The following is a 20,716-nucleotide window of genomic DNA, read 5'->3' as shown; positions in this document are numbered from 1 at the left end:
CCTGTTTCCGCAGCCCGCGCCCGCCGTTTCGGGTGCGGCCTGCGGAAACAGGCGCGGGCGCGAGCGGATGTCCGCCGACAGGCGGCCGAAGACGTCCCGATCTCGCCGAACGCGACCAGGACCGGCGATGGCCTTCGCCGGTGACTCCCGGCAGAATGGAGGCGAAATGAGCGATTCCCACGCCGACCCCGACACGCGAGCACAGGCATCCGCCGACGCGAATGCCGACGCAGCGGCAACCGCCGACACTGACGCGGCGGCGGCCGTGCGCGCGTTCATCGACGCTGTCCCGAACCCCACCCGGCGGCGGGACGCCGAAACCCTGCTCGAGCTGATGTCCCGCATCACCGGCGAGAAACCGCGGATGTGGTTCCGGTCCATCGTCGGGTACGGGCAGTACCACTACCAGTACGCGAGCGGGCGCGAGGGTGACGCGTGCGCGGCCGGTTTCTCGCCGCGGAAGGCCGCCACCACGATCTACCTCGCGAACGGCGTCGGCGCCTACACCGAGCAGCTCGAACGCCTCGGGAGCCACACCACCGGCGTCGGCTGCCTCTACATCAAGGATCTCGCCACGGTCGACCTGGCCATCCTCGAGGCGATCATCGCCGACTCGTTCCGCGTCCTCACCTCGGGCACCTACGGGCAACGCGCCCACGAGTCCACCGGAGAGAGCCCGGCCTAGGCGCGGGCCAAGGTCTTCACGAAGCCGAGAACGGCGGCCACGGTGACGTCCGGCTGCTGGGACTGGGGGTAGTGGCCAGCGTCGGCGACCATCACGACCGAGCCGTGGAGGGCATCCGCTACGAAACGTGCCTCGGCGGCCGGGTCCTTGAAGTCGGGGTCCTTGTCGCCCATGATGACGAGCGTGGGGGCGGTCACCTCGCTGAGCTTCGCCTCGGCGGGGTCGTGGGTGGTCTGCTGGGTGGTGAGCGAGAAGGCCTTGCCGTACGGCTTGCGCTTCAGGCTGGCGATGACCGTCGTGCGGTACTCCTCGAAGTCGGCGGGCTTGCGGCCGGCGTAGAGGGTGGGCATGTAGCTCTTCCACATCGGCGCGATCCAGAGCGGGGCCATCATCACGCGGAACAGCCCGCGGGTGAACACGTTCGTCGGCGGGTTCCGCACGAACGGGCCGACCAGAACCAAACCGTCGACCTGGTCGGGATGCTCGGCGGCGACGATGACGGCGGCCCCGGCGGCGAGGGAGTTGCCGACGATCACCGCCGGCCGGCCGAGCTGGGCGATCAGGGCCTGGATGTCGCCTGCGGTCTCGATATCGCCGTAGGCGGAGAAGGTTGTATCGCAGTCACCGTGCCCACGGAGGTCGGTGGTCGCCACCGAGTATCCGGCGGCGACGAGCGCCGGGGTCAGGAAGCGATAGGAGGACCGCAACTCACCCATACCGGGCACGAGCACGAGAAGCGGTCCGGCGCCCTGGAGGTCATAGGCGATGCGCCCCTCGGGGCGGGCGAGGTACTGGGTTGCTGCGGCCGAAGCGTCAGTTGAGGAGGTCATGCAGCTACTATGCATCCCCTTTTGGCTAGTGTCAATAGCCAAATCAAAAAGACGGATGCTGCACGCAGACCGGTCAGGCCAGCTCGCCTCCGCGCCGGGTTGGCTATTGACACTAGCCAGAAAGAAGGTCATCCTTAGCCCCATGGAAACAGCATCAGCGCGGGTTCGAGGGCCCGTCGCCGCCGAGGTCGGCGTCCCGGCCGGCGCCCGGATCAACACCGCGATCAGCACCCGCATCAGCGCCGCGGCCGGAGCGCCGACCTATGCCTAGGGTCGGGCTCACCCGCGACCGGGTTGCGGAAGAGGCGGCCGTGATGGCCGATGAAGTCGGCCTCAACTCGCTCACCCTCGCCGCACTGGCCGTGCGCCTCGGCGTTCGCCAGCCCTCGCTCTATAAGCACATCGACTCGATGGCCGGCCTCCACCGCGACATCGCCGTGCACGCGAAACGCGACATGGGCGAGGTGCTCGCGCGGGCATCCGTCGGTCGCTCCGGTGCCGACGCCATTTCGGCCATGTCACACGCCTACCGCCAGTGGGCGCTGCAGCACCCCGCCCGGTATGAGGCCGCCAACCGGATGCCCGCCCCGGGCGACCTCGAGGACGAAGCCGTGTCGCTCGCGATCGTTCAGCTGATCAGCGACGTGCTCACGGCGTACCACCTCGAGGGCGACGACGCCATCGACGCGATCCGCGCCTTCCGCTCCACCCTGCACGGGTTCATCTCGTTCGAAACCGGCGGGTCCTTCGCCATGAGCGCAGACATCAACCGGAGCTTCGAACGCCTGATCCACGGCTTCATCGTCGCCCTCACCCAGTGGACCGACACCACCACCCCGCAGCCGAGCCGGTAGAACGTCCTGCAAAACCGTCCCGTCGCCCGGCCCTGACGACGGGCTCGATGCCGCTACCGCGGTCGCCGCAATCGGATCGGACCCTTCGCCGTCGACGGGTCGACCACGACCCCTCCCTGCGTGATCTCCAGTTCGCCCCGGGCGACCATGCGGCGGGCGGCGCGTCGGGCCGGTTCCATGAGCTCGCGCCATTCCTCGACGCCGACCGCTTTCGCCGCCTCGGAGGGGCAGATCGTGGCATCCGTCGCCCGCGCACTGAGCAAGGTTGCGATGGTCTTTTCGAGCCGAAGGTCGGTCGCGGTGACACCGTGTCCTCGGCACGTGGCCGAGCAATATTTCACCGAATCCCAGTTGTTCGCCCACTTCGCGCGCCACTCGATGCGCCGGCCGCACGACGCGCACGTCTTATCCGCCCGGTCACCGGCGGCGTCGGAATCGGCCGGTTTTCGCTGTCGGTGCGCCATGCCTTCTATCCTGCTGGACCGAGGGTCTGGTGCGAGGCGCAAACGATCGAATGGAACGAGACAGGGACGAGAATAGGACCCTCATGAACATGGACCTGCCGCAGGAATGAACTACATCGGCGTCGACCTGGCCTGGGGCGAAGGCACGGCAACCAAAGCCGCCAACGAAACCGGCCTGGCCCTGATCGACGAGTCCGGAACCGTGCTCGACGCCGGATGGGCCCGCGGCATCGATGCCGTCGCCGCCTGGGTCATCACGCGCTCGGCTCCCGGGGACATGATCGCGATCGACGCGCCCCTCGTCGTCGCGAACGCCACCGGCATCCGTGAATGCGAACGCGAGGTCGCCCAGCGCTACAGCCAGTGGCAGGTCTACGCCAACCCCTCCAACCTCACCCTCCCCTGGCTCGGCGGTGTCACCCTCCGCATGCGCCTCGAGCAGGCCGGATTCGCCTACACCGACGGCAGCAGGCCACCACTCCCCGACGAGGTCCAGTTCTTCGAGTGCTACCCGTACACGACCCTGGTGGGCGCGTCCGAACTCGGCTACGACGTGGAGCGCCCGCGCTACAAGCGCTTCAACCCGGCGCTGCCGTCCCCCGCGGCCCGGCGCGATTTCCGTGCCGCCGAATGCGACGACCTCCTGCAGCGGATGCTGCGCCTCACCGGCATCCGCCCGGCTCTCGATCTCCGGTCTCACCCGACCACCGCGGCGCTGCTCGATGAACCGTCTCCCCTCAAAGACGCCGCATACAAGCACCGCGAGGACCTCCTCGACGCCACCCTCTGCGCGTGGACCGCGGCCCTCTGGGCCCAGTTCGGCAGCGAACGCTGCCAGGTCCTCGGGGCGACCGACTCCCCCGATGCCGAGGGGCGCGTGCCGGTCATCATCGCGCCCGCTCGCCCCGAGCAACGCCCTGGCGGTCGGGTGGCCCGGCCCAAGCGCTCGAGAGCCGGCGCCGAGGTGGACTAGCGCCCCCCTGCCAAGGATGCCGCGACTCGGCTTGCACCGCGCCCGCGCCGGTTTCGGCAGCCCGCGCCCGCTTGACCCGACGCCCGCGCCGGTTTCCGCAACCCGCGCCCGCCGTTTCGGGCGCGGCGTGCCGAAACGGGCGCGGGCGCCAGCGCGGCCCAGACCACGGCTGGCGGGAATCGTCAGAGGGCCCGGGCACCCAAGGCGATATCGAAGCCGGCGCCGTTGCGCGCCACGCCCACCAGGAGGATGCCGGCCCATTCCAGGGCGTGCGCCATCTGCAGCCCGCCCGCGTCGAGGGGCCTCATGCCCAGGCTCTCCAGGAACTCCGCGACCTTCGCCTTCGCCGCGGCGCTGTCGCCGGCGAACAGCAGGTCCACGGGCTTGTCCTCAGCGATGACGCCGCCGAAGATCGTGTTGAAGGCCTTCACGACGTCAGCGCCCTCGGGGGCGGCGGCGGCGATCTGCTCGGACACCGAGTGGCCCGGGGTCGTCACGACTCCCGTTCCATCTGCGTTGAACGGGTTCGTGATGTCCACGAGGATCTTGCCGGCCAGCGCCTCGCCGTAGTGCGTGACAACATCCACTGCGCCGGCGAACAGCACCGCCAGAATGACGATGTCACCCGCCGGTCGTGCGCCGAAGGTGCCGACAATCGCTCCGTTACCGATCTGCTCAGCGAGCGCCTGCGCCTGGGCGGCGTTGCGGCTCATGATCTCGACGGTGTGGCCGTTCCGGGCCGCCCGGGTGCCGATGGCGGTGGCCATGTTGCCCGAGCCGATGATGGTGATGGTTGTCATGGTGTCTCTTCCAATCGCCGTGCCGATGTTATGTACACCGATCTGCGTACCTAACCTACGGGGCGGATGCGCCGCGCGTCAAGCTATGCACACCGATCGGTACCATCTGGGCTACGCTGGGCGTATGACGGAGTTGGAGAAGGGTCCCCGCGGCCTGCGCAGCGGCCGGGGCGCGCGCGAGCGCCTCCTCAGCGCGTCGCAGCAGCTGTTCCCCGATCAGGGCATCAACTGCACCGGCGTGGACCAGATCTGCGCGGTGGCCGGGGTGTCCAAGCGCACGCTGTACCAGCACTTCGCCGGCAAGGATGAGCTGGTCGCCGAGTACCTGCGCCGCTTCGACCCCGACATCATGCCCGAGATCTTCGACAGCGCCGACCTCACCCCCCGCGAGCGCCTCCTCGCCGTCTTCGACATTCACCCGCCCCTGTGCCCGTTCATCGGGGCGGCCGTCGAAATCCAGGACCCGGGCAATCCCGCCCGCGTCCTCGCCCGCGACCACAAGAAGGCCTTTGCGGCGCGGCTCGCCGAAGCGGCCCGCGAAGCCGGCGCCCCCGACCCCGAGGGGCTCGGAGAGCAGCTGGCACTACTCCTGGACGGCGCCTCGGCCCGCGGCCGAGTCCTCGATGCCGACGCCTTCGCCACCGCCGCGGCCATCGCCGTTGTGCTCATCGACAACGCCCTCCCCACGGAAGTATGATGCCCCGCATCCTGTAATACCCCCTAGACTTCAGCCAACCGATTTGAACGGTTTCAGGGCCATCGTCATATAAGTCGAGGCCAAGTGTGGATTGAACCACGCGAGCAATTTTCCCCACAAGGAGCTCGCCGTGTTGGCCATCTGCACCAAGATCAAGTATCCGACCCAAGAGGCCGCAGCACACAGCCTCCGGGCAATCGTTGCGCGCTATGCCGGGCGCAAGCCCAAGGTTCCTGTCGCCGTCTACATCTGTGTGGTCTGCCATGCCTGGCATCTCACCTCGAAGATGCCGTCAGGAGCGACGCGAAAGTGGATCGTCGCCGTGCAATGAGGCGCCGCGCATAGCGACGCCCAGGATGGGGCGCTGCCAGCGAACTCGTGATTCCGCGTGTCTCGTCAATTCAGTTCTCACCAGCTGCCCACGGATGTCGGCCGCAGCCGATACAGTCGGCTCAGGTTCACGAGCGACAACTTTCAGTACCTGGCTGGTTGTCCGGCAACCCCGTCCATCGACAGGGGTGCCCCAGGGGAAGAACCGGCCCACCGGCATCCGCTGGCGGGCAAGTCGATGGAGGCACGGCCTCCGGGAGGGGCAACCATGCCTCAGCAGGAACACCCGACCGACAATGTGATCGATCTCGCCGCCCGCCGCGCCGACCGCGAGGCGAAACGCCCCGCTGCCCCGCGCTCGGGCTACGGCGAATGGAGGGCCGAGGTCCGGCGCGCTCGCGAGGCCGCTGCCTCCGAGGCCTATGCCGAGAGCCTGCGGGAGTCCGGCGGCATCCGCTCGGTCGGTCGAGGCCGGCACACCTGGCATGAGATCCCGCAGGAGCGTCGCACCGATTGGCAGCGCGTGCAGTGCGGTATCGCGCCGCGGGCTCTCGGCGATCTGCGGGTCGAGCCGCGCTGGAGCGAACACACGGACCTGGACTGGGTGCGCGTGGCGCTGGGATTCGAAGACAGCGGGTTCACTCCCACCGAGTACTTCCGGTTGCGGCAGGCCCTGCACGCCGAGCTCCTCGTGCCTGATGCAGCTCCGAAGCTCGGCACCGCGCGTCGACGGCGTCAGCTGAAAGCGACTCCAATGTTGCGGCCTCATCCGCTCGTCACGGTGGAGGCCACCCCGCGCAGCTCCGTTCGCGTTCTGATCGAGGCGAGCGACTGGGCGCCATGGCTCGGCCTGGTCCGCTCGGGCCTGACGCCGCGGGCCGCGGTCCGGCAGCTACTGGGCCCACCGCAGCCCTGACGCCGGAGGAGCTCTTCGGCGCCCGTTTTCACCCGACCTGAGAGAATGGAACCATCATGAGAACTCTCCTGAACGTCATCTGGTTCGTGCTCTCGGGCTTCTGGCTGTTCCTCGGCTACATGCTGGCCGCGCTCATCATGTTCGTGCTCATCATCACCATCCCCTGGGGAATCGCCGCCGCCCGCATCGGCGTCTACGCGCTCTGGCCGTTCGGCAAGACCGTCGTCTCCACGCCGAACGCGGGTCTCGGGTCCTTCCTCGGCAACGTGCTCTGGGTGGTGCTGGTCGGCTGGTGGATCGCCCTGACCCACCTCACCACCGGCATCGCCCTCTGCATCACGATCATTGGCATCCCGATGGGGATCGCCAACTTCAAGCTGATCCCGGTCGCGCTCCTGCCGCTCGGCAAAGAGATCGTCGACCTGCCGTAGGCGATCGTCGGGACTCGGGGCCGACATACCACCGGCGCCGAGCCACAAGTCATTCCACCGAGATGTCGATTAGCACCTTCCCGACGACTCCGCTCTCGACCAGGGCATCGGCGGCCGCCGTGTGCGCGTGGTCAGTTTGCGGTGCAGCGGCCGCCCCTTCTCCTCCCCACCGCGAGGGTGCGCCCCGATCACGAACATGCCGATAAGCTCAGCCTGTATCTAGGCTTGGGGGAGCGGATGTCGGCAGGCGGATCGGCATGGAGCGAAGCGACGCGGCAACTGGCGCTCTCAGAAGCGCACGCCCTCGCCGCTGAATCCTCGCGGGCCAAGGCCGCCAACTACTTCGCCGCCGCCGACAGCGAAAAACGCATCGCCCACGTTCTCGCCCCCCTCGCCGCGGCCGGATACCACTTCCTGCCCGATCGCCAGTGGCCCGGCAGCCGGCGCGCTCAGGTAGACATGGTCGTCGTCGGGCCGGGCGGCCTGTTCATCGTGGACACCAAGGCATGGAAGAACCCGATCATCGCCGCGGGCCGGGTGTTCCGCGGGCAAGCCGATGTCACCGACGAGTTCGACGGCCTCGCCGACCTCGCCTGGAAGACGGAAGCGGCTCTGGCCGAGATCGGCCTCGCCCCGGGCGAGGTGCGACCCGTGGTCGTTTTCGCCGGGCACAAGGGCGTCAACGCATCGGTCGGCGGAGTCGAGATTGTCGGTGAAGGTGACATTGTGCGCCACATCGCCCGCCGCGGGCAGCGACTCACCGCGTCCGCTGTCGAGCAGGTGTTGGCCGCCGCGATCACTTACTTCCCATTGATCGGCGCGCCGGCACCGGTCGATGTGACCCTGCCCGAACCGATCATCGGCCCGGAACCAGCTCTTGATCTGGACCATCTCCCGAGCGAGAGCGACATCGAGGCCGCGATCCTCGAGGGCCTCCTTGCCCCTCCGATCGAGGAATGGATGACGTTCCTGCATCCCGACCAGGCCAAGTTGGTGCGCCGCAGTTTCAACGGGCCCTCTCGCATCCGTGGGGCTGCCGGCACCGGCAAGACCGTTGTGGGGCTGCACCGTGCCGCGTACCTGGCACGGTCGCAAGCGAACGCCCGCGTGCTCGTGACCACGTTCGTGCGCACGCTGCCCGATGTGTTGTGCAACCTGCTCGGCCGCATGGCCCCGGATGTCGCGGGTCGCGTGGAGTTCAGCGGCGTGCACCAATTCGCCCGCAAGGTGCTCGCCGAGCGTGGCATCGACGTGCGCGTCAACCGCAAGCTGGCCGGTCAGTCATTCGACGAGGCCTGGAAGCAGACCTGTGGCCCGCTGACGAAAATCGACACGAACTCCCGTTACTGGCGGGAGGAGCTCGACAATGTGATCAAGGGCCGCGGTCTCACCACCTTCGACGAGTACGCCGACTGTGCCCGCATCGGCCGGCGCCGCCGCCTCACGCTCGACCAGCGCCGCTCGGTCTGGGCGCTCTACCAGTGTTACGAATCGCTGCTGCGCACTCGCGAAGTGCACGACGACGCTGACCTGATCCTTCTCGCCGAAGCGGCTCTGCGCGCCAAGCCAATGGTCGGGTACACAGCCGTCATTGTCGACGAGGCGCAGGACCTGTCGTGCGCCATGATCCGCATGCTCGCCTCCGTGGCCGGTGACGGCGCGGATGCCTTCACCCTGATCGGCGACGGCCAACAGACCATCTACCCCGGCGGCTATACCCTCGCCGAGGCCGGCCTCTCTGTCGCCGGCCGCGGAGTCGTCATGGACGTGAACTACCGCAACACTGCCGAGATCCTAGCCCTGGCGGTCCGCGTCGTCGACGGTGCCAGCTACGTCGACATCGAAGGCACCGCAGCCAGCGCCGCCGCGATCACATCGCCGCGACACGGCGAACGTCCCCTCTTCGACCGGGCGCGCACCCGAACCGAGCACGACGGCAAACTGGTGCAGCATGTCCGCCGGGCCACGCAGAGCGTGAGTGTGGGCTGGGGTGACGTGGGGGTGCTCTGCTTCACCACTCGACAGGTGAGTGACACTTTGACGCTGCTGCGCACCGCGGGAATTCCCGTTGTCGAACTCACGAAATATGACGGTAGCCAGACGGATGCCGTGAAGGTCGGCACGATCAAGCGCGCCAAGGGGCTCGAGTTCAAGCAGGTGCTGCTGCCTTGGATTGCCGAACGCCTGATGTTCCCCGGCGTCATCGGAGCTGGATGGACCGATTCGCAGATCGAACGCGACGAGCGCGACCGCCGCGAATTGTTCGTGGGTATCACCCGAGCTCGCGACGGCGTGTGGGTCGGCTGCATCGCGGCGCAGGGCTCAAGTCACTGCAGTTCGCTACGTTAAGGGCACCGCGTTCGCTCTAGCCACTGGGGTTGCTGCAGTTGCGAAGTACTCGTAGAGACTTGACTCGATGGGGCTCGCGAGGCCAAGAGTCATCGAGACGACATCAAACCCATCCCCGTTTTCACCGGCCATCTTCGTCTGGCGAGCATCTTGAGACAGCGCCTTGCCGAGATAGTAGAAGTCAGTTCCTTCAGCATCGTCCTTCTTAGCGAACACATGCAGTGGCAGGCGATTCTCCACAATGGCCTCTACTTCGCTACTCAAGAGCGTTCGCCGGCTTCTCGTGTACCAGGTCAAAGTTGACGGGTTGAGGAAGGCATCCTCATATCTTGTGCTTTCGGACACTTCCGAACCTTTGTGGTAGGTGACGAAGATTGGGCAACTGTTCGAAAAGTAGTCGACCTTGTATCCGTAGATGGTGCTCTGTTGGTTCGACTTCCAGTTGAGCAAACGGCAGACGTCCTTGCGTGAGTATCGTTGACCCACTTGAAGTTGACCGGTCCACCTGTATTGATGGCGAGCAACATACAGTCCCGTTTCGACCACGTCGCGCACGTGGTTACTAAAGGTCGAGTCCTCAGCCCATGCCGCTGCAAATCCCTCGCCCAGTGCGTAGGATTCGGCTTCAAGTGAAACCACCGGCGCCGCGCCATACTTGGCAGCTTCTGCCTCGGTGAAGAATGTCAGGCTAAGAACGCCGATAACTGAATCGAGCGTCGCGCGATCGCAGGAGAGCTCGCTCGCCTCGAGCCGGTCCCGATACGACTCAACCGTCACCGTTTCGGAACTCGATAGGAGCATGTTGAGGAGTATGAGCTCATGCGGCCGCTTGCCGTTCAGAAGTTCGCCTGACAGAAACGTCAGAACAGCATCCTCGAATTCATTCGCATGGACGTCGAGGGCCTTCACGCTATTCAGAAACCTCCAGTAGTTCTTCTGCTTCGTCGCGATAACGGTGGGATCGACGGTGTCGAAACGTGCATAGTCGATCAGAAGCGGCGAACGCCCCAGCCGGTTCTTGAGCTCGACGAAGGACTTCTTGAGGTTCGACATGCTGTCGAGAGACGTCGTCGCAAGCGACGCGAAAATCTTCTCCCTCGAAATCGCATCAAAATTTACACTCGAGAGCCCAGCAATTGCTCCCGCTTCTTGTGCGTCAATGATCTTTTTGCGAATTGAGTCTTTGTTGAGGGTGCTGTCGCCAAAGAGAGCGATAGGGATCAAGTAGTTGTTGTCGTAGTTGCCGATGAAGTCGATGACCACGAGGTGGTCTTTGCCTGCGGCCTTTCGCAAGCCACGACCCAGCTGCTGGGTGAAAACGATGCTCGAAAGCGTCTGCCGGAGCATCACGACCTGGTTCACCGCAGGAATATCGATTCCTTCGTTGAAGATATCCACAGTCGCGATGTAGTCGAGGTCCCCGCGCTCGAGCATTTGAACGGCCGACTCGCGTTCATCGACGGAGTTCCTCCCGCTCAATGCGCGTGTTCGGAGGCGCTCTCCATGAACGGTCCGCTGGTTCAGAATCATAGAAAGCTCAGCGGCTTCGGAATTCTTACTACAGAAGATCAGCCCTCGCACGGGCACACCAACGTGTCCGTACCTTTCGATCGTGGACACGAGATGATCAACGCGTTCGGTCGCAACCAATCGCGTGAGATCCGCGACCTGGTCGATGACTTCGCCATCCGCCTTCACATAGTCCGTCACGCCGTAATAGTGAAACGGCGCCAGCATGTCGGCCTCAAGTGCTTTCTGGAGACGGATTTCGTAAGGGACATTGAAGTCAAAAAGTTCGAACACGTTGAAATCGTCCGTGCGCTCGGGGGTAGCGGTCATCCCAAGTAGGAAGTCAGGCTCGAGATAGTCAATGAGGCTGCGGTAGCTGGCGGCGCCTGCGCGATGGACCTCATCGATCAGGACGTAGTCAAATTCGTTGGGCCGGATTGCGCGAAGATTCTCCGGACGAGACAGCGACTGGATCGAGGCGAAAACGTAGCGACGATCGAGCTCTCTGTTCGATCCGACAAACTTGCCGAAGTCACTTTCAGGCGCGTTGAGGACGCGTTTGAACTCTTCGATCGCCCGGTCAAGAATCTGCTCCCGGTGCACGACGAACAACATACGTTTGGGCGCGTAAGCGCGCACGTCAAGGGCAGAGAGAATCGTCTTCCCCGTGCCTGTTGCGGAGATAACAACCGCCCGGTGCTCCCCCGCATCTCGCAAGGCCTGAATCTCAGCGAGCGCTTCTACCTGCATCGAGTTTGGAAGAACGATTCCCCTCAGCGGCATCTCACCAGACTGCTCTGGTGACGAGCCCAGTTGGACGGGCCGTGAAGGTAGTGGAATCCATGTCAGGGCATATTCATCGATCCAGCTCCGCGTCAAGGTAACCGAGACATCCATGTGTGCCTGCACGGCCGACTTTAGCTGGTGCACGATATCCCCACCGGGAAGCGCGGAAAAACGCAGGTTCCACTCGTGGTTCTTCAATAAGGCCGAAGGGGTCAAGTTGGAGCTGCCGACGATGGCAGTCGTGCTCGCTTCCTGCTCGAAGATGTAACCCTTCGCATGGAAACCAGCAGAGGAATCTGGGTGGATTAGGACGTCAATTCCGTCGAGATTCAGCAGCTCACGGAACGCCGCCGGTGAATTGAACCCAAGATAGGTCGAGGTAATGATCGTGCCAGTTCCTCGATAGTCGATGAGGGCCTGTTTGAGCAACGCGATTGCCCCCGGTGAAACAAATGCCACGGAGAAGACGAAACTGTTCGACCGTTTGAGCTCGTCAAGGATCGCCTTGAGCATCGTCTGACCACTGGAGTTTGAAATGAGAGTCGGGTTAAAGACCTGATCAGCTTTTACCAGAGAGTCCAGAAAGCCGAAGTTGTTGTCCAGCGTGAGTTGACTGCGGGTCTCGATCACGCCCGGAAATCCCTCATTACGCGTTCGACTGCAGGAATATCCGCAGGGGCCCACTCGAGCTGATCGAGCTCTGCGGCAGGGACCCAACGGATTTCCGAGTGTTCTGTCAGATGCGGCTCTCCAGCGACAAGCGAGCAGTAATAGGTGGTGAGGATGACGATGCCGAAGTCGTACTCGTGCTCAGTAGTTTCAACGTGCTGGCCGATCTCTGCAGAGCAGAGCAGTTCCTCTTCCAGTTCTCGAATGAGCGCCTGCTCTGGTAATTCGTTCGGCTCGATCTTCCCTCCGGGGAACTCCCAGAGACCGGGCAGCGACATTGTCGAGCTACGTTGTGCCGCAAGGATTGTCTGGCCCCTTGTAATGACGGCTCCCACGACATTGATTCGCTTCTTCAACTGTGCACCCCGCTACTTGGCCGTCGATCTGAATTTCCAGCTTAGCCAGCCGAGAGTGTGCGCCGCTCGGGTGGTGGATTCGATCTCAGGAAGCCGACGTCTCGGGTCGCTGGACCGCAATTCCTCATTCGATGTTGAGGGTGTCGGCAACCTGCTGGAAGGCATCTACTTGATCAGCGGCCCGAGCAGCGCGTATGGCGGGGTCTTTGTGCCAGAGCGCCTGGCGACCCGGGTGATAGGTCTCAATAACAGTTAGCCGGCGATCGCGCACGAGACGTGGAGCTCGCTTCTGCACTCGGCGCCACGAATCGCGTGCGCTGCCGCCTTGCAGAAGCACCACTTTAAGCTGAGGTGCCAGACGAATCACCTCGAGGATCGGATCGACTCCTAACTCAAGTTCAGCCGCGGTCGGGGCCCTGTTGATGTACCACGGGTAGGCATTCCACGGGAGGATGTCGTACGAGCCCAGGCCGACAGCGGTAAGCAAATTGCCCTGATGTTCAGCGCTTGGGTCATCATTTTCAAGGCAAAGGAATCCGCTGCCGACGACATCCTGCGTTCGGGGGCCGGGGTCGCGGAGCAACGTGAGCACTCGGGCCTCAACACCACCATGAATCGGTGCCACATACGGCAACCAGTTGGGCTCCCGAATGCTGTCAATGTATTCGTTGATCGGCGCGATGTGCGACGCGTACCGCATGTCCCATTGGGAAGCGCGGAAGGCGGCATCCGCCATGCGTCGGGTCATACTTCGAATTCAGTGACGGTCGGGAACACTGCTTCGCAGCGATGTCTACCCATTGAGGTAGCCGGCGGCGTCGGCCTCCGCGCACATTGGAGCGCTGGCACCCGCGGCCACGGCATTCGAACACGTCGCAATGAGCGAGTAGTAGATATCCGAGCCGGTGAGGCTGGTCCCTCCTAGAGCCTTCGGGTTGGCACGCAGTGCTGAAGCCCATTCGTCCATAGTCGAGCATGCAGTTGAGGTGGCAATGAATTCCGCGTCGTTCGTTTGGGAGAGGGGTACGCGAGCGGCATTACTCATCGCGGTGTTGCACGCCGAACCCACCACAACTGTTTTGAAAGATGGTGTCCCGGTCCTAGCAAGAGCAGCCCCTCCATCTCCGTCAGGCACACTCGAACTTGTCGTCTCGGGCGAATTTGCAGATTCCGACGCAATCGAGGTCGAGTTTGTTGCACAACCGGTCATCGCAATGGCGACGATTAAGCCGAGTACAACGAGGTGGTGTTTCATCCATTCAGATTATTCCGAGGGGCCCTCGTGGTACCGCCGAACTCGACCCCCAGTTCAGGCGCTAGCTAATTGTTCGGTTCGGCGACCAATCCCCATAACCGTTCTGACGGTTGCCTTGGTTGCCGTGATGACAATATCTGCAATCGCGGCACCCCGGAAGGCCTTGGGCTCGGTCTAACAGGCTGCCTTCACGAGCTCGAGGGGGACAGCCTATTCCGCGTCCTCGACCGTTCCGACGCAGTACTCCGCCCGGTTCACCGCGCTCGTCGACGCCACCCTGGCCGTCCACGGGCGGGCCGTGATCCTGGACGTGCACTCCTACCCCGAGCAGGAACTGCCCTACGAACTGCACGGCGGCGGCTTTCGCGCACCGCTCTGCGTCGGATAGGACCCGTTCCACGCATCCGCCGCCCTGCTCGACGCTGTTGCCGAAAGCTTCTCCGCCCTCGAGACGCGGTCGAACACGCCCTTCGCCGGCGCCTACGTGCCGCTCAAGCAGTACCAGATGGATGCGCGGGTCAGCTCGGTCATGCTCGAGATCCGCCGAGACGTGTACCTGACCGAGGCCACGCTGGAGGTGAAACCGGCGGGCTTTTACTCTCTGCGGGAGTCGCTTTCAGGCTCTGGTGGACCGGCTGCTCACCGACCCGATGTCGTCTAGCTAGCCCCGCACGTCTTGTTGCCGAACCCCACGAGATCGACAAGCTGACAAGCGCTCGGTTCCCACTACCTTGCAGATCGGAAACGGCCGGTACGAAGTTGTGTAACTAAGCAAAACGAACGTGCTCGGACACGTTGTCGCGGAGCCGGTCGAGTTGCCAGCCGACGCCCTCGTCGATTCCGGGCAGGCCCTGCACGAGTGCCGCGGCCAATTCCGCGGACCCGACGACGAAGGTGGGCACCGGACCACCGCCGAGTCGCTGCGGCCGGGAATTGACCAAGACGGCCTCGGGGTAGACGAGCAGCAGGATCGAAACGCCGCCAATGCCGAAAGCCCTGGCTACGGCGGTCAGGCGCGGGCGCAGCGAATCCAGAACCTCCGGAACCATCCGGCCATGCTGCACCAGCGAGTCGAACTCGACGGTTACGGGTCCCCGAGCCGTCATCGACTCGATCAGGATCAGACCCTGTGGTCCGACAACCAGGTGATTGATTCTCGTGTTACCGGCACCGACCTCGAGATCGTGCCAGACGGAGAACTGCGGGCCGAGCTTGGCTAGCGCACGCGCCGTGTCCTCCTGCGCAATCGCCTCGTCCAACCAACGACGGATATCAGGCGTCGCCGCACGGACGGCCTCCTGCGAAAACGGCGCAGTAAGCAATGTCTGGGCGTTTGCCGGCCTCATTCGGAGGCGGGCGTCGAAGGCCAGCCGCGCCGATTCGTAGGCGGTCTGCGCGGCCGCGTATGCCGTCGCCTTCTCCTTTGTGAATCTGATCAACTCCCGGCGGTAGGGATCTCGGAGCATCCTGAGAAACGAGATTGGCACGGAACTGATCGCGCCCGCCGTGGCAGCAAAGCCGGCCCCAAGCGCGATCGGCCCGACGAACACTCCCGGTTCGGTCACGAGGAGTCCCTGTCGCCAGCAATAGAAGGCTGTGGCACCTCCACCCACTGCGGCGAAGGAGAGGGTCATCCTCCAAGAAAGTCGAGCCCAACGGCCAAGGAACATCCCGCGCGCCTTGCGCACCGGAACCCAGGGTGCCGGCATCGCTGGAGACGTTGGGTACATTAGCCAGGAACGCAGCAGGTCAAGGTATCTCAGTCGGGAGCTTCCGCCGGCGTGGCCGTGAACGTCCGCACGCCGCACTCGAGGAGGAACGTTGGTTCTCGGCGTGGGAGTAGGTGACGGCGGCGTGTGCGCGGCCGGTCGCGCATGGTGCATTGACGCGTCGCCGCGAGCAGTGCCGGTGCCGAGAGTTCGGTCGTAGGCCTGGCGCCGGTCGGGCGTCCCAAGTACGGCCCAGGCTTCCTGGACCTTCCGGAAGCGTTCGGCAGAGCCACCGGTATCCGGATGGCTGGACCGCTGCATCCGTCGGTAAGCGCGCTTCAACTCGCGCGCAGTCACAGTCGCCGGCACGCCGAAAACGCCGTAAAGGTTGTCCTCAGAGACGCTCATCTGCGCATCTGCCTGGCAGAGGCTGCCCGCGCGGCGGCGGTCTGTCTCGCTTCATGTTTCAGCAGCACAGCGAGTTCAGTCGCCCAGATGCCACGTGTACGAACCGTCGTCCCAGTTCATAGTCGCTGAGAAGCGGTAACCGCTTGCGCTCCCGTCAGCATTCTCCACGTTGACTGCGATGCAGGTGAAGGTCGTCGTGATCGCAGTGAGATCGTCCGTTGATCCTCCGCCCAATGGCGTACACGACGACCTGGTAATTGGGCCTTGAAGTACGCCGTCGGTGACCCTCTTTTGAGCGTCGGCCGTGATTGACGTCTCGATCCCTGCAACGCTGGTCTTTCGAAGAGCCCGCTTGGCGTCATCAGCAGCTTTCTTCGCAGCTGCCGCAGCCGCAACTCTCTTCGATTCAGCGTCTGCATCGGCCTGTGCTTGCTTCGCCGCGACTTCCTGGGCGACGACTTCATTGTTGTGCGCAACGCTGAGAGCAATTGCGGTTGCTCCGCCGCCGAGGACCACCAAGGCCGCAAGAGCGATCGCGACTATCTTGATGGTTCGAGAGCGCCCTGCACGCGAGTGATCGAAGGGTCTTCCACAGTTTGGACAGAACGCACCATTGGTCTGAGATTGAACGCTGCATCGGGAACAGACTTTCGTCGTCACGGCATCTTTCGGCTGTTCCGGAGGCTCATCGTGCGGAAGATCAGTAAGTTCAGGGTCCGAGTCGACATCCTCGACCCGGCTATCTGGGCCTATCTCATCCCTATTGGGTTCGAATTCAGGTTGTTCTCGTGGCCCGCTCTGGTCTTCCATATTGCCAGCCTAGGGTGGCCTTTCGGCGTCAAAGATGTTCCTGGTCTGGCTCTTTGTCCCCAGTTCGGGCTATTGGCCGTGGCGGGGTTTCAGCCCATCGCCTCCCGTCCCCGCTCGCTCACGTTGATTTCAGGATCACCCAGAACGGCGGCGACTAATTCCTGGTAACCGCCCGGACACCCGAACTCGCGCCCGTCTTCGATCTCCTCAAGCGGATGCCGAAGATCTGCCCGGGGAGGATGGTCGCACTGGCGACGCAGCGGTACGACTCGTACGATCGCCCGCCAGCTGGTGGCGGCATCCAATCGACGCATGTGGCAGCACTCGACCCCACTGCGGGGGGAAATTTGACCATACAAGCCAGCCACATTCCGCCGGTCTTCTTTGACCTGATAGGCATGAATCGTGTACCGAACCTCAGCCGTTGAGCCGGTCAAGAACGGTCCACCTATTCGCAAGGAGACCCCGTGACCGCGCCTGAAGCCGGATGGTACAACGACCCCAACGACACCCAGCAATTGCGATGGTGGAACGGTGTCAGCTGGTCAGACCAACGTCGCGACCGGATGCCGGCCCCCGTTCCCCAGCCCGCTCCGGCAGAGGCACCAGCCCCGCCCATTGTGTACGCACCGGCGCCATACGTGCCGATGGCCAACCACGGCCAGGGTGGCGGTACCCAGTTTCAATCACAGCCGAATCGTAAGGAGAGAGATCGCATCGTGCGGCGAACCAATTCGTTCGCGTATACGGGCGCACTCCTTTCCATTCTCGGCTTCCTTATCAACCCGTTCGGCATCCTCAGCGTCCTCGGAATCGTGTTCTCCTCGATCGGTCTTGCGCGAGCGAACGAATTGAGCGGTTCCAATCGGATCACGGGCCGGGGTACGGCGATCCTCGGTCTTGTCGTGGGCATTGTCGGGATCACTTTTTTCGCCTACCGTTTGCTCGGCTAGGCACCGGCTTCCAAGAAAACCCAGGCGCCGTGAGGTGTCGTAGATCGACCTTCGCGACGCTTGCGAACATCGATGTGCGACACCTCACCAGCGTGGAGCAGCGAGAGAACGAGTTGCCGGGGCGCAAGGCGGCCGACAGGCCAGCGGTGTCGGCGGCGGTGTCAGACCCACCCCCTACAATCGGGGGCAGCGCTTCGACGTGATCCGGCGACTGTCTGGGTCACCGTGACATGTCGCCGCACGAAGGGGAATCCGTGGACCAGATTGACTCTGAGACCGAGACCGACGGCGTTGCTACGGCCGTGAACGCAGGCGCCCCGGCCGCAGCAGCCGCGGCATCCGCCCGCATCGGGATCAGCTCGGTGCCGTTCCTCTCCTACGCGATGGCGCACTGCCGGGTTCCGGTCGTCGACGAGATCGTGATCGAGAACCTCGGCGGCGAGCAGCGCGCGGCGACCCTCGAGGTCGAGGTCACCAGCGCCGCCGGGTCGCTCGGCGCCCCGCGGGTCGTCATCGTCGACCTCGGCGCGGGGCAGAGCACCACCCTCCGCACCGTCGAGCTCGTGCTCGACCCGGCGCTGATGCTCGCCGTGGAGGAGCAGCGGCCGGGCTCGATCCGCGCGACTCTGCGCGACGCCGCCGGCCGCCTGCTCGCCGAGACGAGCGCGGCCGTGCAGATCCTCGCGTCCAGCCAGTGGATCGCCACTCCCCTGCACCTCGGCCTCGAACTCCTCGCCGCCCACGTGCAGCCCAACGCCGCCGCCATCGCGCCGCTCCTCGTCGAGGCGAGCGACCTACTGCAGCACCGCACCGGCGACTCCGCGCTCAGCGGGTACCAGTCCGAGAGCCCCGAGCGGGTCGACGCCGTGGTTGAGGCGATCTATGACGCGATGCGTGCCCGGGACATCCGCTACGCGATGCCGCCGGCGAGCTGGGGCACGACCGGGCAGAAGGTGCGCACGCCCGCCGAGGTGCTCGAGGGCCAGCTCGGCACCTGCCTCGACACCACCGTCACCCTCGCCGCCGCCCTCGAACAGGCCGGCCTCAACTCCACGCTCTGGCTGCTCGAGGGGCACATCTTCCTCGGCTACTGGCGCGTCGACTCGGCGCTCGGCGCCGTCGCCCACACGGATGTCGCCGACATCGTGAACCTCGTCGACCTCGGGTCGATCGGGCTGGTCGAAACGACGGGTGTCACGGGCGGGTCGTCGTCGATGCCGTTCGCCGAGGCGCGGCGGAGCCCGCACACGCAGTACCTCGCGGCGGGACTGGAGAAGTTCCTGGGCGAGACCGACGTGCGCACCGCGCGGCAGTCGCGGATCTGGCCGCTGCCGAGCCGCTCGGTCGGGCCCGACGGCGCGGTCACCGTGACGGTGTACCAGGCGGGGGCCGGGCCGGTCATCGCTCCGTACTACGCGCGGGACGGGTCGGCTTTGTCTTCGGCCGCTCCCGAGGCGGCCCCGGTGCCGCCGCGGGTCACCCAGTGGAAGAACGCGCTGCTCGACCTGAGCCTGCGCAACAAGCTGATCAACTACACCGACCGGTCCGGCTACCCGCTCTTCGTGCCCGGGCCGGCCGTCGCCCGCCTCGAGGACGCCATCAACGCCGGCACCCCGATCACCCTCGTGCCCGCCGACGCGGTGCCGAACGTGGACCGAGCCCGGGGCATCCGCTTCGGGAAGGACCTGCCCGAGCAGACCCGCGAGCTGATGCTCGCCGACAAGAAGGGCGCGTTCGTGGACATCACGGAGGCGTCGTACACGAGCAAGCTGCGCTACCTCGCCAACAAGGCCCGCACCATCGTGGAAGAGACCGGCGCCAACAACCTCTACCTCACGTTCGGGATGCTGCACTGGCGGTTCAACGACCGGGAGTTGCGGTCGCCGCTCGTGCTGATCCCGGTGAACATGACGAGCGCGAGCCGCGGCAGCTCGTACCGGCTGACGATCGACGAGGCCGGGGCGTCCACGCCGAACTACTGCCTGCTCGAGAAGCTGCGGGCGAGCTTCGGGCTCGAGATCGCCGGGCTCGCAACCCCCGGGGAGGACGCCTCGGGCATCGACCTGGCAGGCGCATTCACCGCGGTGCGCGAGGCGATCGCGGAGGCCGGGCTGCCGTTCCGGGTCGAGGAGACCGTGGAGCTCTCCATTCTGCAGTTCGCGAAGTTCCGGCTCTGGAAGGACCTCGACGAGAACTGGGAGGCCCTGTCGCAGAACAGTCTCGTCGCGCACCTGATCAACACGCCGCTGGATGCCTATGCCGACCCGGTCGCCGCGGCCGGCGCCGGGGGCGGTGGGGCATGGAGCCTGGCGCAGCCGGCCGCGTCCCCGTTCCCTGCGTCGCCTGCGGGCTCCGGCGCGCCTGCGGGGTCGACCGCACGTGCCGCATCCGCCAGCTCACCCGGGCCCGGCGGCAGGCCCGTCTCGCCCGTCGACCTCGATGCGCTCGGCGGCTCGGTGCCGGTGCCGGCGGACTCTTCCCAGCTCGAGGCCGTCGCCGAGGCCACGGCCGGCCGCACCTTCGTGCTCGAAGGCCCGCCCGGAACGGGCAAGTCGCAGACCATCACCAACCTGCTCGCCCGCGCCCTCGCCGACGGCAAACGGGTGCTGTTCGTCGCCGAGAAGCGCGCCGCCCTCGACGTCGTGAAGAAGCGCCTCGAGAGCGTCGGACTTGGCGACTTCTCCCTCGACCTGCACGACAAGGCCGCCCGCCCCGCCGCGGTGCGCGCGCAGATCAAGGCGGCACTCGAGCTGCGCATTGTCCCCGACCTGCCCGCCCTCGCCGCGAACCGCGAGGCCGCGGCCGCCAGCCGCGGCACCCTCGCCCGCTACGCCGACCGGCTGCACGAGTCCAACGCGGCCGGCCTGTCGCTCTACTCCGCCCGCACCCACGCCCTCGCGGCGGATGCCTCGGTCGAGCCGCTCCCCATCCC

General features: G+C 65.2%; 22 protein-coding genes, 1 pseudogene and 1 riboswitch. Of the genes and pseudogenes, 12 read left to right on the top strand and 11 right to left on the bottom strand.

The features are described from left to right. The first annotated feature begins 166 nt into the window (after positions 1-166). Positions 167-685 carry a DUF1801 domain-containing protein gene (locus QN350_RS14690; RefSeq protein ID WP_322137732.1) on the top strand — a complete coding sequence of 173 codons (519 nt, stop codon included), beginning with the start codon at positions 167-169 and terminating at the stop codon, positions 683-685. Here QN350_RS14690 and QN350_RS14685 read toward each other — a convergent pair. After that, positions 682-1,515: an alpha/beta hydrolase gene (locus QN350_RS14685; RefSeq protein WP_322137733.1), complete on the bottom strand. Its 834-nt coding sequence runs from the start codon at positions 1,513-1,515 to the stop codon at positions 682-684. The genes QN350_RS14690 and QN350_RS14685 overlap by 4 nt on opposite strands. A gap of 142 nt (positions 1,516-1,657) precedes the next feature. Between QN350_RS14685 and QN350_RS14680 the strand changes: the two genes are divergently transcribed. Together QN350_RS14680 and QN350_RS14675 are read left to right on the top strand one after the other, a co-directional pair. Further along, positions 1,658-1,786: a hypothetical protein gene (locus QN350_RS14680; RefSeq protein ID WP_322137734.1), complete on the top strand. Its 129-nt coding sequence runs from the start codon at positions 1,658-1,660 to the stop codon at positions 1,784-1,786. After that, positions 1,779-2,369 carry a TetR/AcrR family transcriptional regulator gene (locus QN350_RS14675; protein WP_322137735.1) on the top strand — a complete coding sequence of 197 codons (591 nt, stop codon included), beginning with the start codon at positions 1,779-1,781 and terminating at the stop codon, positions 2,367-2,369. The genes QN350_RS14680 and QN350_RS14675 overlap by 8 nt, the downstream gene beginning before the upstream one ends. A gap of 53 nt (positions 2,370-2,422) precedes the next feature. Here the strand turns inward: QN350_RS14675 and QN350_RS14670 are convergent, their stop codons facing one another. Continuing rightward, positions 2,423-2,833 carry a DUF2256 and DUF3253 domain-containing protein gene (locus tag QN350_RS14670; protein ID WP_322137736.1) on the bottom strand — a complete coding sequence of 137 codons (411 nt, stop codon included), beginning with the start codon at positions 2,831-2,833 and terminating at the stop codon, positions 2,423-2,425. A 106-nt stretch (positions 2,834-2,939) separates the two neighbouring features. On the opposite strand from QN350_RS14670, the gene QN350_RS14665 reads away from it, so the two are divergent. Then, positions 2,940-3,806, top strand: a complete 867-nt coding sequence (locus QN350_RS14665) for a DUF429 domain-containing protein (protein WP_322137737.1) — start codon at positions 2,940-2,942, stop codon at positions 3,804-3,806. Between the two features lie 182 nt (positions 3,807-3,988). On the opposite strand, the gene QN350_RS14660 is transcribed toward QN350_RS14665, so the two are convergent. After that, a complete protein-coding gene (locus QN350_RS14660; RefSeq protein WP_322137738.1) occupies positions 3,989-4,606 on the bottom strand; it encodes an NADPH-dependent F420 reductase in 618 nt (205 codons plus the stop codon). A 124-nt stretch (positions 4,607-4,730) separates the two neighbouring features. Here QN350_RS14660 and QN350_RS14655 point away from each other — a divergent pair, with 124 nt between their 5' ends. The 5 genes from QN350_RS14655 (at position 4,731) to QN350_RS14635 (ending at position 9,329) form a co-directional block, all read left to right on the top strand. Next, positions 4,731-5,303 carry a TetR/AcrR family transcriptional regulator gene (locus QN350_RS14655; RefSeq protein ID WP_322137739.1) on the top strand — a complete coding sequence of 191 codons (573 nt, stop codon included), beginning with the start codon at positions 4,731-4,733 and terminating at the stop codon, positions 5,301-5,303. Positions 5,304-5,433: 130 nt separating this feature from the next. After that, positions 5,434-5,634, top strand: a complete 201-nt coding sequence (locus tag QN350_RS14650) for a hypothetical protein (RefSeq protein ID WP_322137740.1) — start codon at positions 5,434-5,436, stop codon at positions 5,632-5,634. A 125-nt stretch (positions 5,635-5,759) separates the two neighbouring features. Then, positions 5,760-5,876, top strand: a riboswitch (SAM riboswitch). 25 nt (positions 5,877-5,901) lie between these two features. Further along, positions 5,902-6,549 (top strand): hypothetical protein, encoded by a 648-nt coding sequence (locus QN350_RS14645; protein WP_322137741.1) that lies wholly within the window; start codon positions 5,902-5,904, stop codon positions 6,547-6,549. Positions 6,550-6,605: 56 nt separating this feature from the next. Beyond that, the gene (locus QN350_RS14640) at positions 6,606-6,980 is read left to right on the top strand and encodes a YccF domain-containing protein (RefSeq protein WP_322137742.1); all 375 of its coding nucleotides are present in this window, start codon (positions 6,606-6,608) and stop codon (positions 6,978-6,980) included. A 237-nt stretch (positions 6,981-7,217) separates the two neighbouring features. Continuing rightward, positions 7,218-9,329 carry a nuclease-related domain-containing DEAD/DEAH box helicase gene (locus tag QN350_RS14635; RefSeq protein WP_322137743.1) on the top strand — a complete coding sequence of 704 codons (2,112 nt, stop codon included), beginning with the start codon at positions 7,218-7,220 and terminating at the stop codon, positions 9,327-9,329. On the opposite strand, the gene QN350_RS14630 is transcribed toward QN350_RS14635, so the two are convergent. The 4 genes from QN350_RS14630 to QN350_RS14615 form a co-directional block, all read right to left on the bottom strand. Further along, on the bottom strand, positions 9,321-12,254 hold the full coding sequence (locus QN350_RS14630; protein ID WP_322137744.1) for a DEAD/DEAH box helicase: 2,934 nt from the start codon (positions 12,252-12,254) through the stop codon (positions 9,321-9,323). The two genes, QN350_RS14635 and QN350_RS14630, sit on opposite strands and share 9 nt — an antisense overlap. Then, complete coding sequence (locus tag QN350_RS14625; RefSeq protein WP_322137745.1) at positions 12,251-12,649, bottom strand: (deoxy)nucleoside triphosphate pyrophosphohydrolase; 399 nt, start codon at positions 12,647-12,649, stop codon at positions 12,251-12,253. Before QN350_RS14625 ends, QN350_RS14630 begins: the two co-directional genes overlap by 4 nt. A 124-nt stretch (positions 12,650-12,773) precedes the next feature. Continuing rightward, positions 12,774-13,385 (bottom strand): uracil-DNA glycosylase, encoded by a 612-nt coding sequence (locus QN350_RS14620; protein ID WP_322137746.1) that lies wholly within the window; start codon positions 13,383-13,385, stop codon positions 12,774-12,776. 57 nt (positions 13,386-13,442) lie between these two features. Then, positions 13,443-13,616, bottom strand: a complete 174-nt coding sequence (locus QN350_RS14615; RefSeq protein WP_323516849.1) for a hypothetical protein — start codon at positions 13,614-13,616, stop codon at positions 13,443-13,445. Positions 13,617-14,316: 700 nt separating this feature from the next. Here QN350_RS14615 and QN350_RS20040 point away from each other — a divergent pair. Beyond that, complete coding sequence (locus QN350_RS20040; protein WP_369125167.1) at positions 14,317-14,565, top strand: N-formylglutamate amidohydrolase; 249 nt, start codon at positions 14,317-14,319, stop codon at positions 14,563-14,565. A gap of 106 nt (positions 14,566-14,671) precedes the next feature. Here QN350_RS20040 and QN350_RS14610 read toward each other — a convergent pair whose 3' ends face one another. From QN350_RS14610 to QN350_RS14600, 4 genes and pseudogenes are all read right to left on the bottom strand, one after another. Beyond that, the gene (locus QN350_RS14610) at positions 14,672-15,469 is read right to left on the bottom strand and encodes a nuclease-related domain-containing protein (protein WP_322137747.1); all 798 of its coding nucleotides are present in this window, start codon (positions 15,467-15,469) and stop codon (positions 14,672-14,674) included. 369 nt (positions 15,470-15,838) lie between these two features. Further along, a pseudogene (locus tag QN350_RS20035) lies at positions 15,839-16,021 on the bottom strand (J domain-containing protein); the annotation flags it as partial. A 75-nt stretch (positions 16,022-16,096) separates the two neighbouring features. After that, complete coding sequence (locus tag QN350_RS14605) at positions 16,097-16,831, bottom strand: hypothetical protein (RefSeq protein ID WP_322137748.1); 735 nt, start codon at positions 16,829-16,831, stop codon at positions 16,097-16,099. Between the two features lie 89 nt (positions 16,832-16,920). After that, the gene (locus QN350_RS14600) at positions 16,921-17,268 is read right to left on the bottom strand and encodes a hypothetical protein (protein ID WP_322137749.1); all 348 of its coding nucleotides are present in this window, start codon (positions 17,266-17,268) and stop codon (positions 16,921-16,923) included. A 30-nt stretch (positions 17,269-17,298) separates the two neighbouring features. On the opposite strand from QN350_RS14600, the gene QN350_RS14595 reads away from it, so the two are divergent. Further along, positions 17,299-17,784, top strand: a complete 486-nt coding sequence (locus QN350_RS14595; RefSeq protein WP_322137750.1) for a DUF2510 domain-containing protein — start codon at positions 17,299-17,301, stop codon at positions 17,782-17,784. A 254-nt stretch (positions 17,785-18,038) separates the two neighbouring features. Further along, positions 18,039-20,716, top strand: a 2,678-nt coding sequence (locus tag QN350_RS14590) for a DUF4011 domain-containing protein (RefSeq protein WP_323516847.1), incomplete at its 3' end; no start/stop codon positions are given.

The organism is Cryobacterium sp. 10I5, from assembly GCF_035019865.1.
GTDB lineage: Bacteria > Actinomycetota > Actinomycetes > Actinomycetales > Microbacteriaceae > Cryobacterium > Cryobacterium breve_A.
This window is presented reverse-complemented; position numbering and strand designations above follow the sequence as displayed.

Coding starts and splice junctions, on each gene's coding strand:
- QN350_RS14655 (WP_322137739.1), top strand. CDS start 4,731: ATGACGGAGTTGGAGAAGGGTCCCCGCGGCCTGCGCAGCGGCCGGGGC.
- QN350_RS14675 (WP_322137735.1), top strand. CDS start 1,779: ATGCCTAGGGTCGGGCTCACCCGCGACCGGGTTGCGGAAGAGGCGGCC.
- QN350_RS14615 (WP_323516849.1), bottom strand. CDS start 13,616: ATGGACGAATGGGCTTCAGCACTGCGTGCCAACCCGAAGGCTCTAGGA.
- QN350_RS14690 (WP_322137732.1), top strand. CDS start 167: ATGAGCGATTCCCACGCCGACCCCGACACGCGAGCACAGGCATCCGCC.
- QN350_RS14620 (WP_322137746.1), bottom strand. CDS start 13,385: ATGGCGGATGCCGCCTTCCGCGCTTCCCAATGGGACATGCGGTACGCG.
- QN350_RS14680 (WP_322137734.1), top strand. CDS start 1,658: ATGGAAACAGCATCAGCGCGGGTTCGAGGGCCCGTCGCCGCCGAGGTC.
- QN350_RS14660 (WP_322137738.1), bottom strand. CDS start 4,606: ATGACAACCATCACCATCATCGGCTCGGGCAACATGGCCACCGCCATC.
- QN350_RS14685 (WP_322137733.1), bottom strand. CDS start 1,515: ATGACCTCCTCAACTGACGCTTCGGCCGCAGCAACCCAGTACCTCGCC.
- QN350_RS14640 (WP_322137742.1), top strand. CDS start 6,606: ATGAGAACTCTCCTGAACGTCATCTGGTTCGTGCTCTCGGGCTTCTGG.
- QN350_RS14670 (WP_322137736.1), bottom strand. CDS start 2,833: ATGGCGCACCGACAGCGAAAACCGGCCGATTCCGACGCCGCCGGTGAC.
- QN350_RS14665 (WP_322137737.1), top strand. CDS start 2,940: ATGAACTACATCGGCGTCGACCTGGCCTGGGGCGAAGGCACGGCAACC.
- QN350_RS14645 (WP_322137741.1), top strand. CDS start 5,902: ATGCCTCAGCAGGAACACCCGACCGACAATGTGATCGATCTCGCCGCC.
- QN350_RS14605 (WP_322137748.1), bottom strand. CDS start 16,831: ATGGAAGACCAGAGCGGGCCACGAGAACAACCTGAATTCGAACCCAAT.
- QN350_RS14635 (WP_322137743.1), top strand. CDS start 7,218: ATGTCGGCAGGCGGATCGGCATGGAGCGAAGCGACGCGGCAACTGGCG.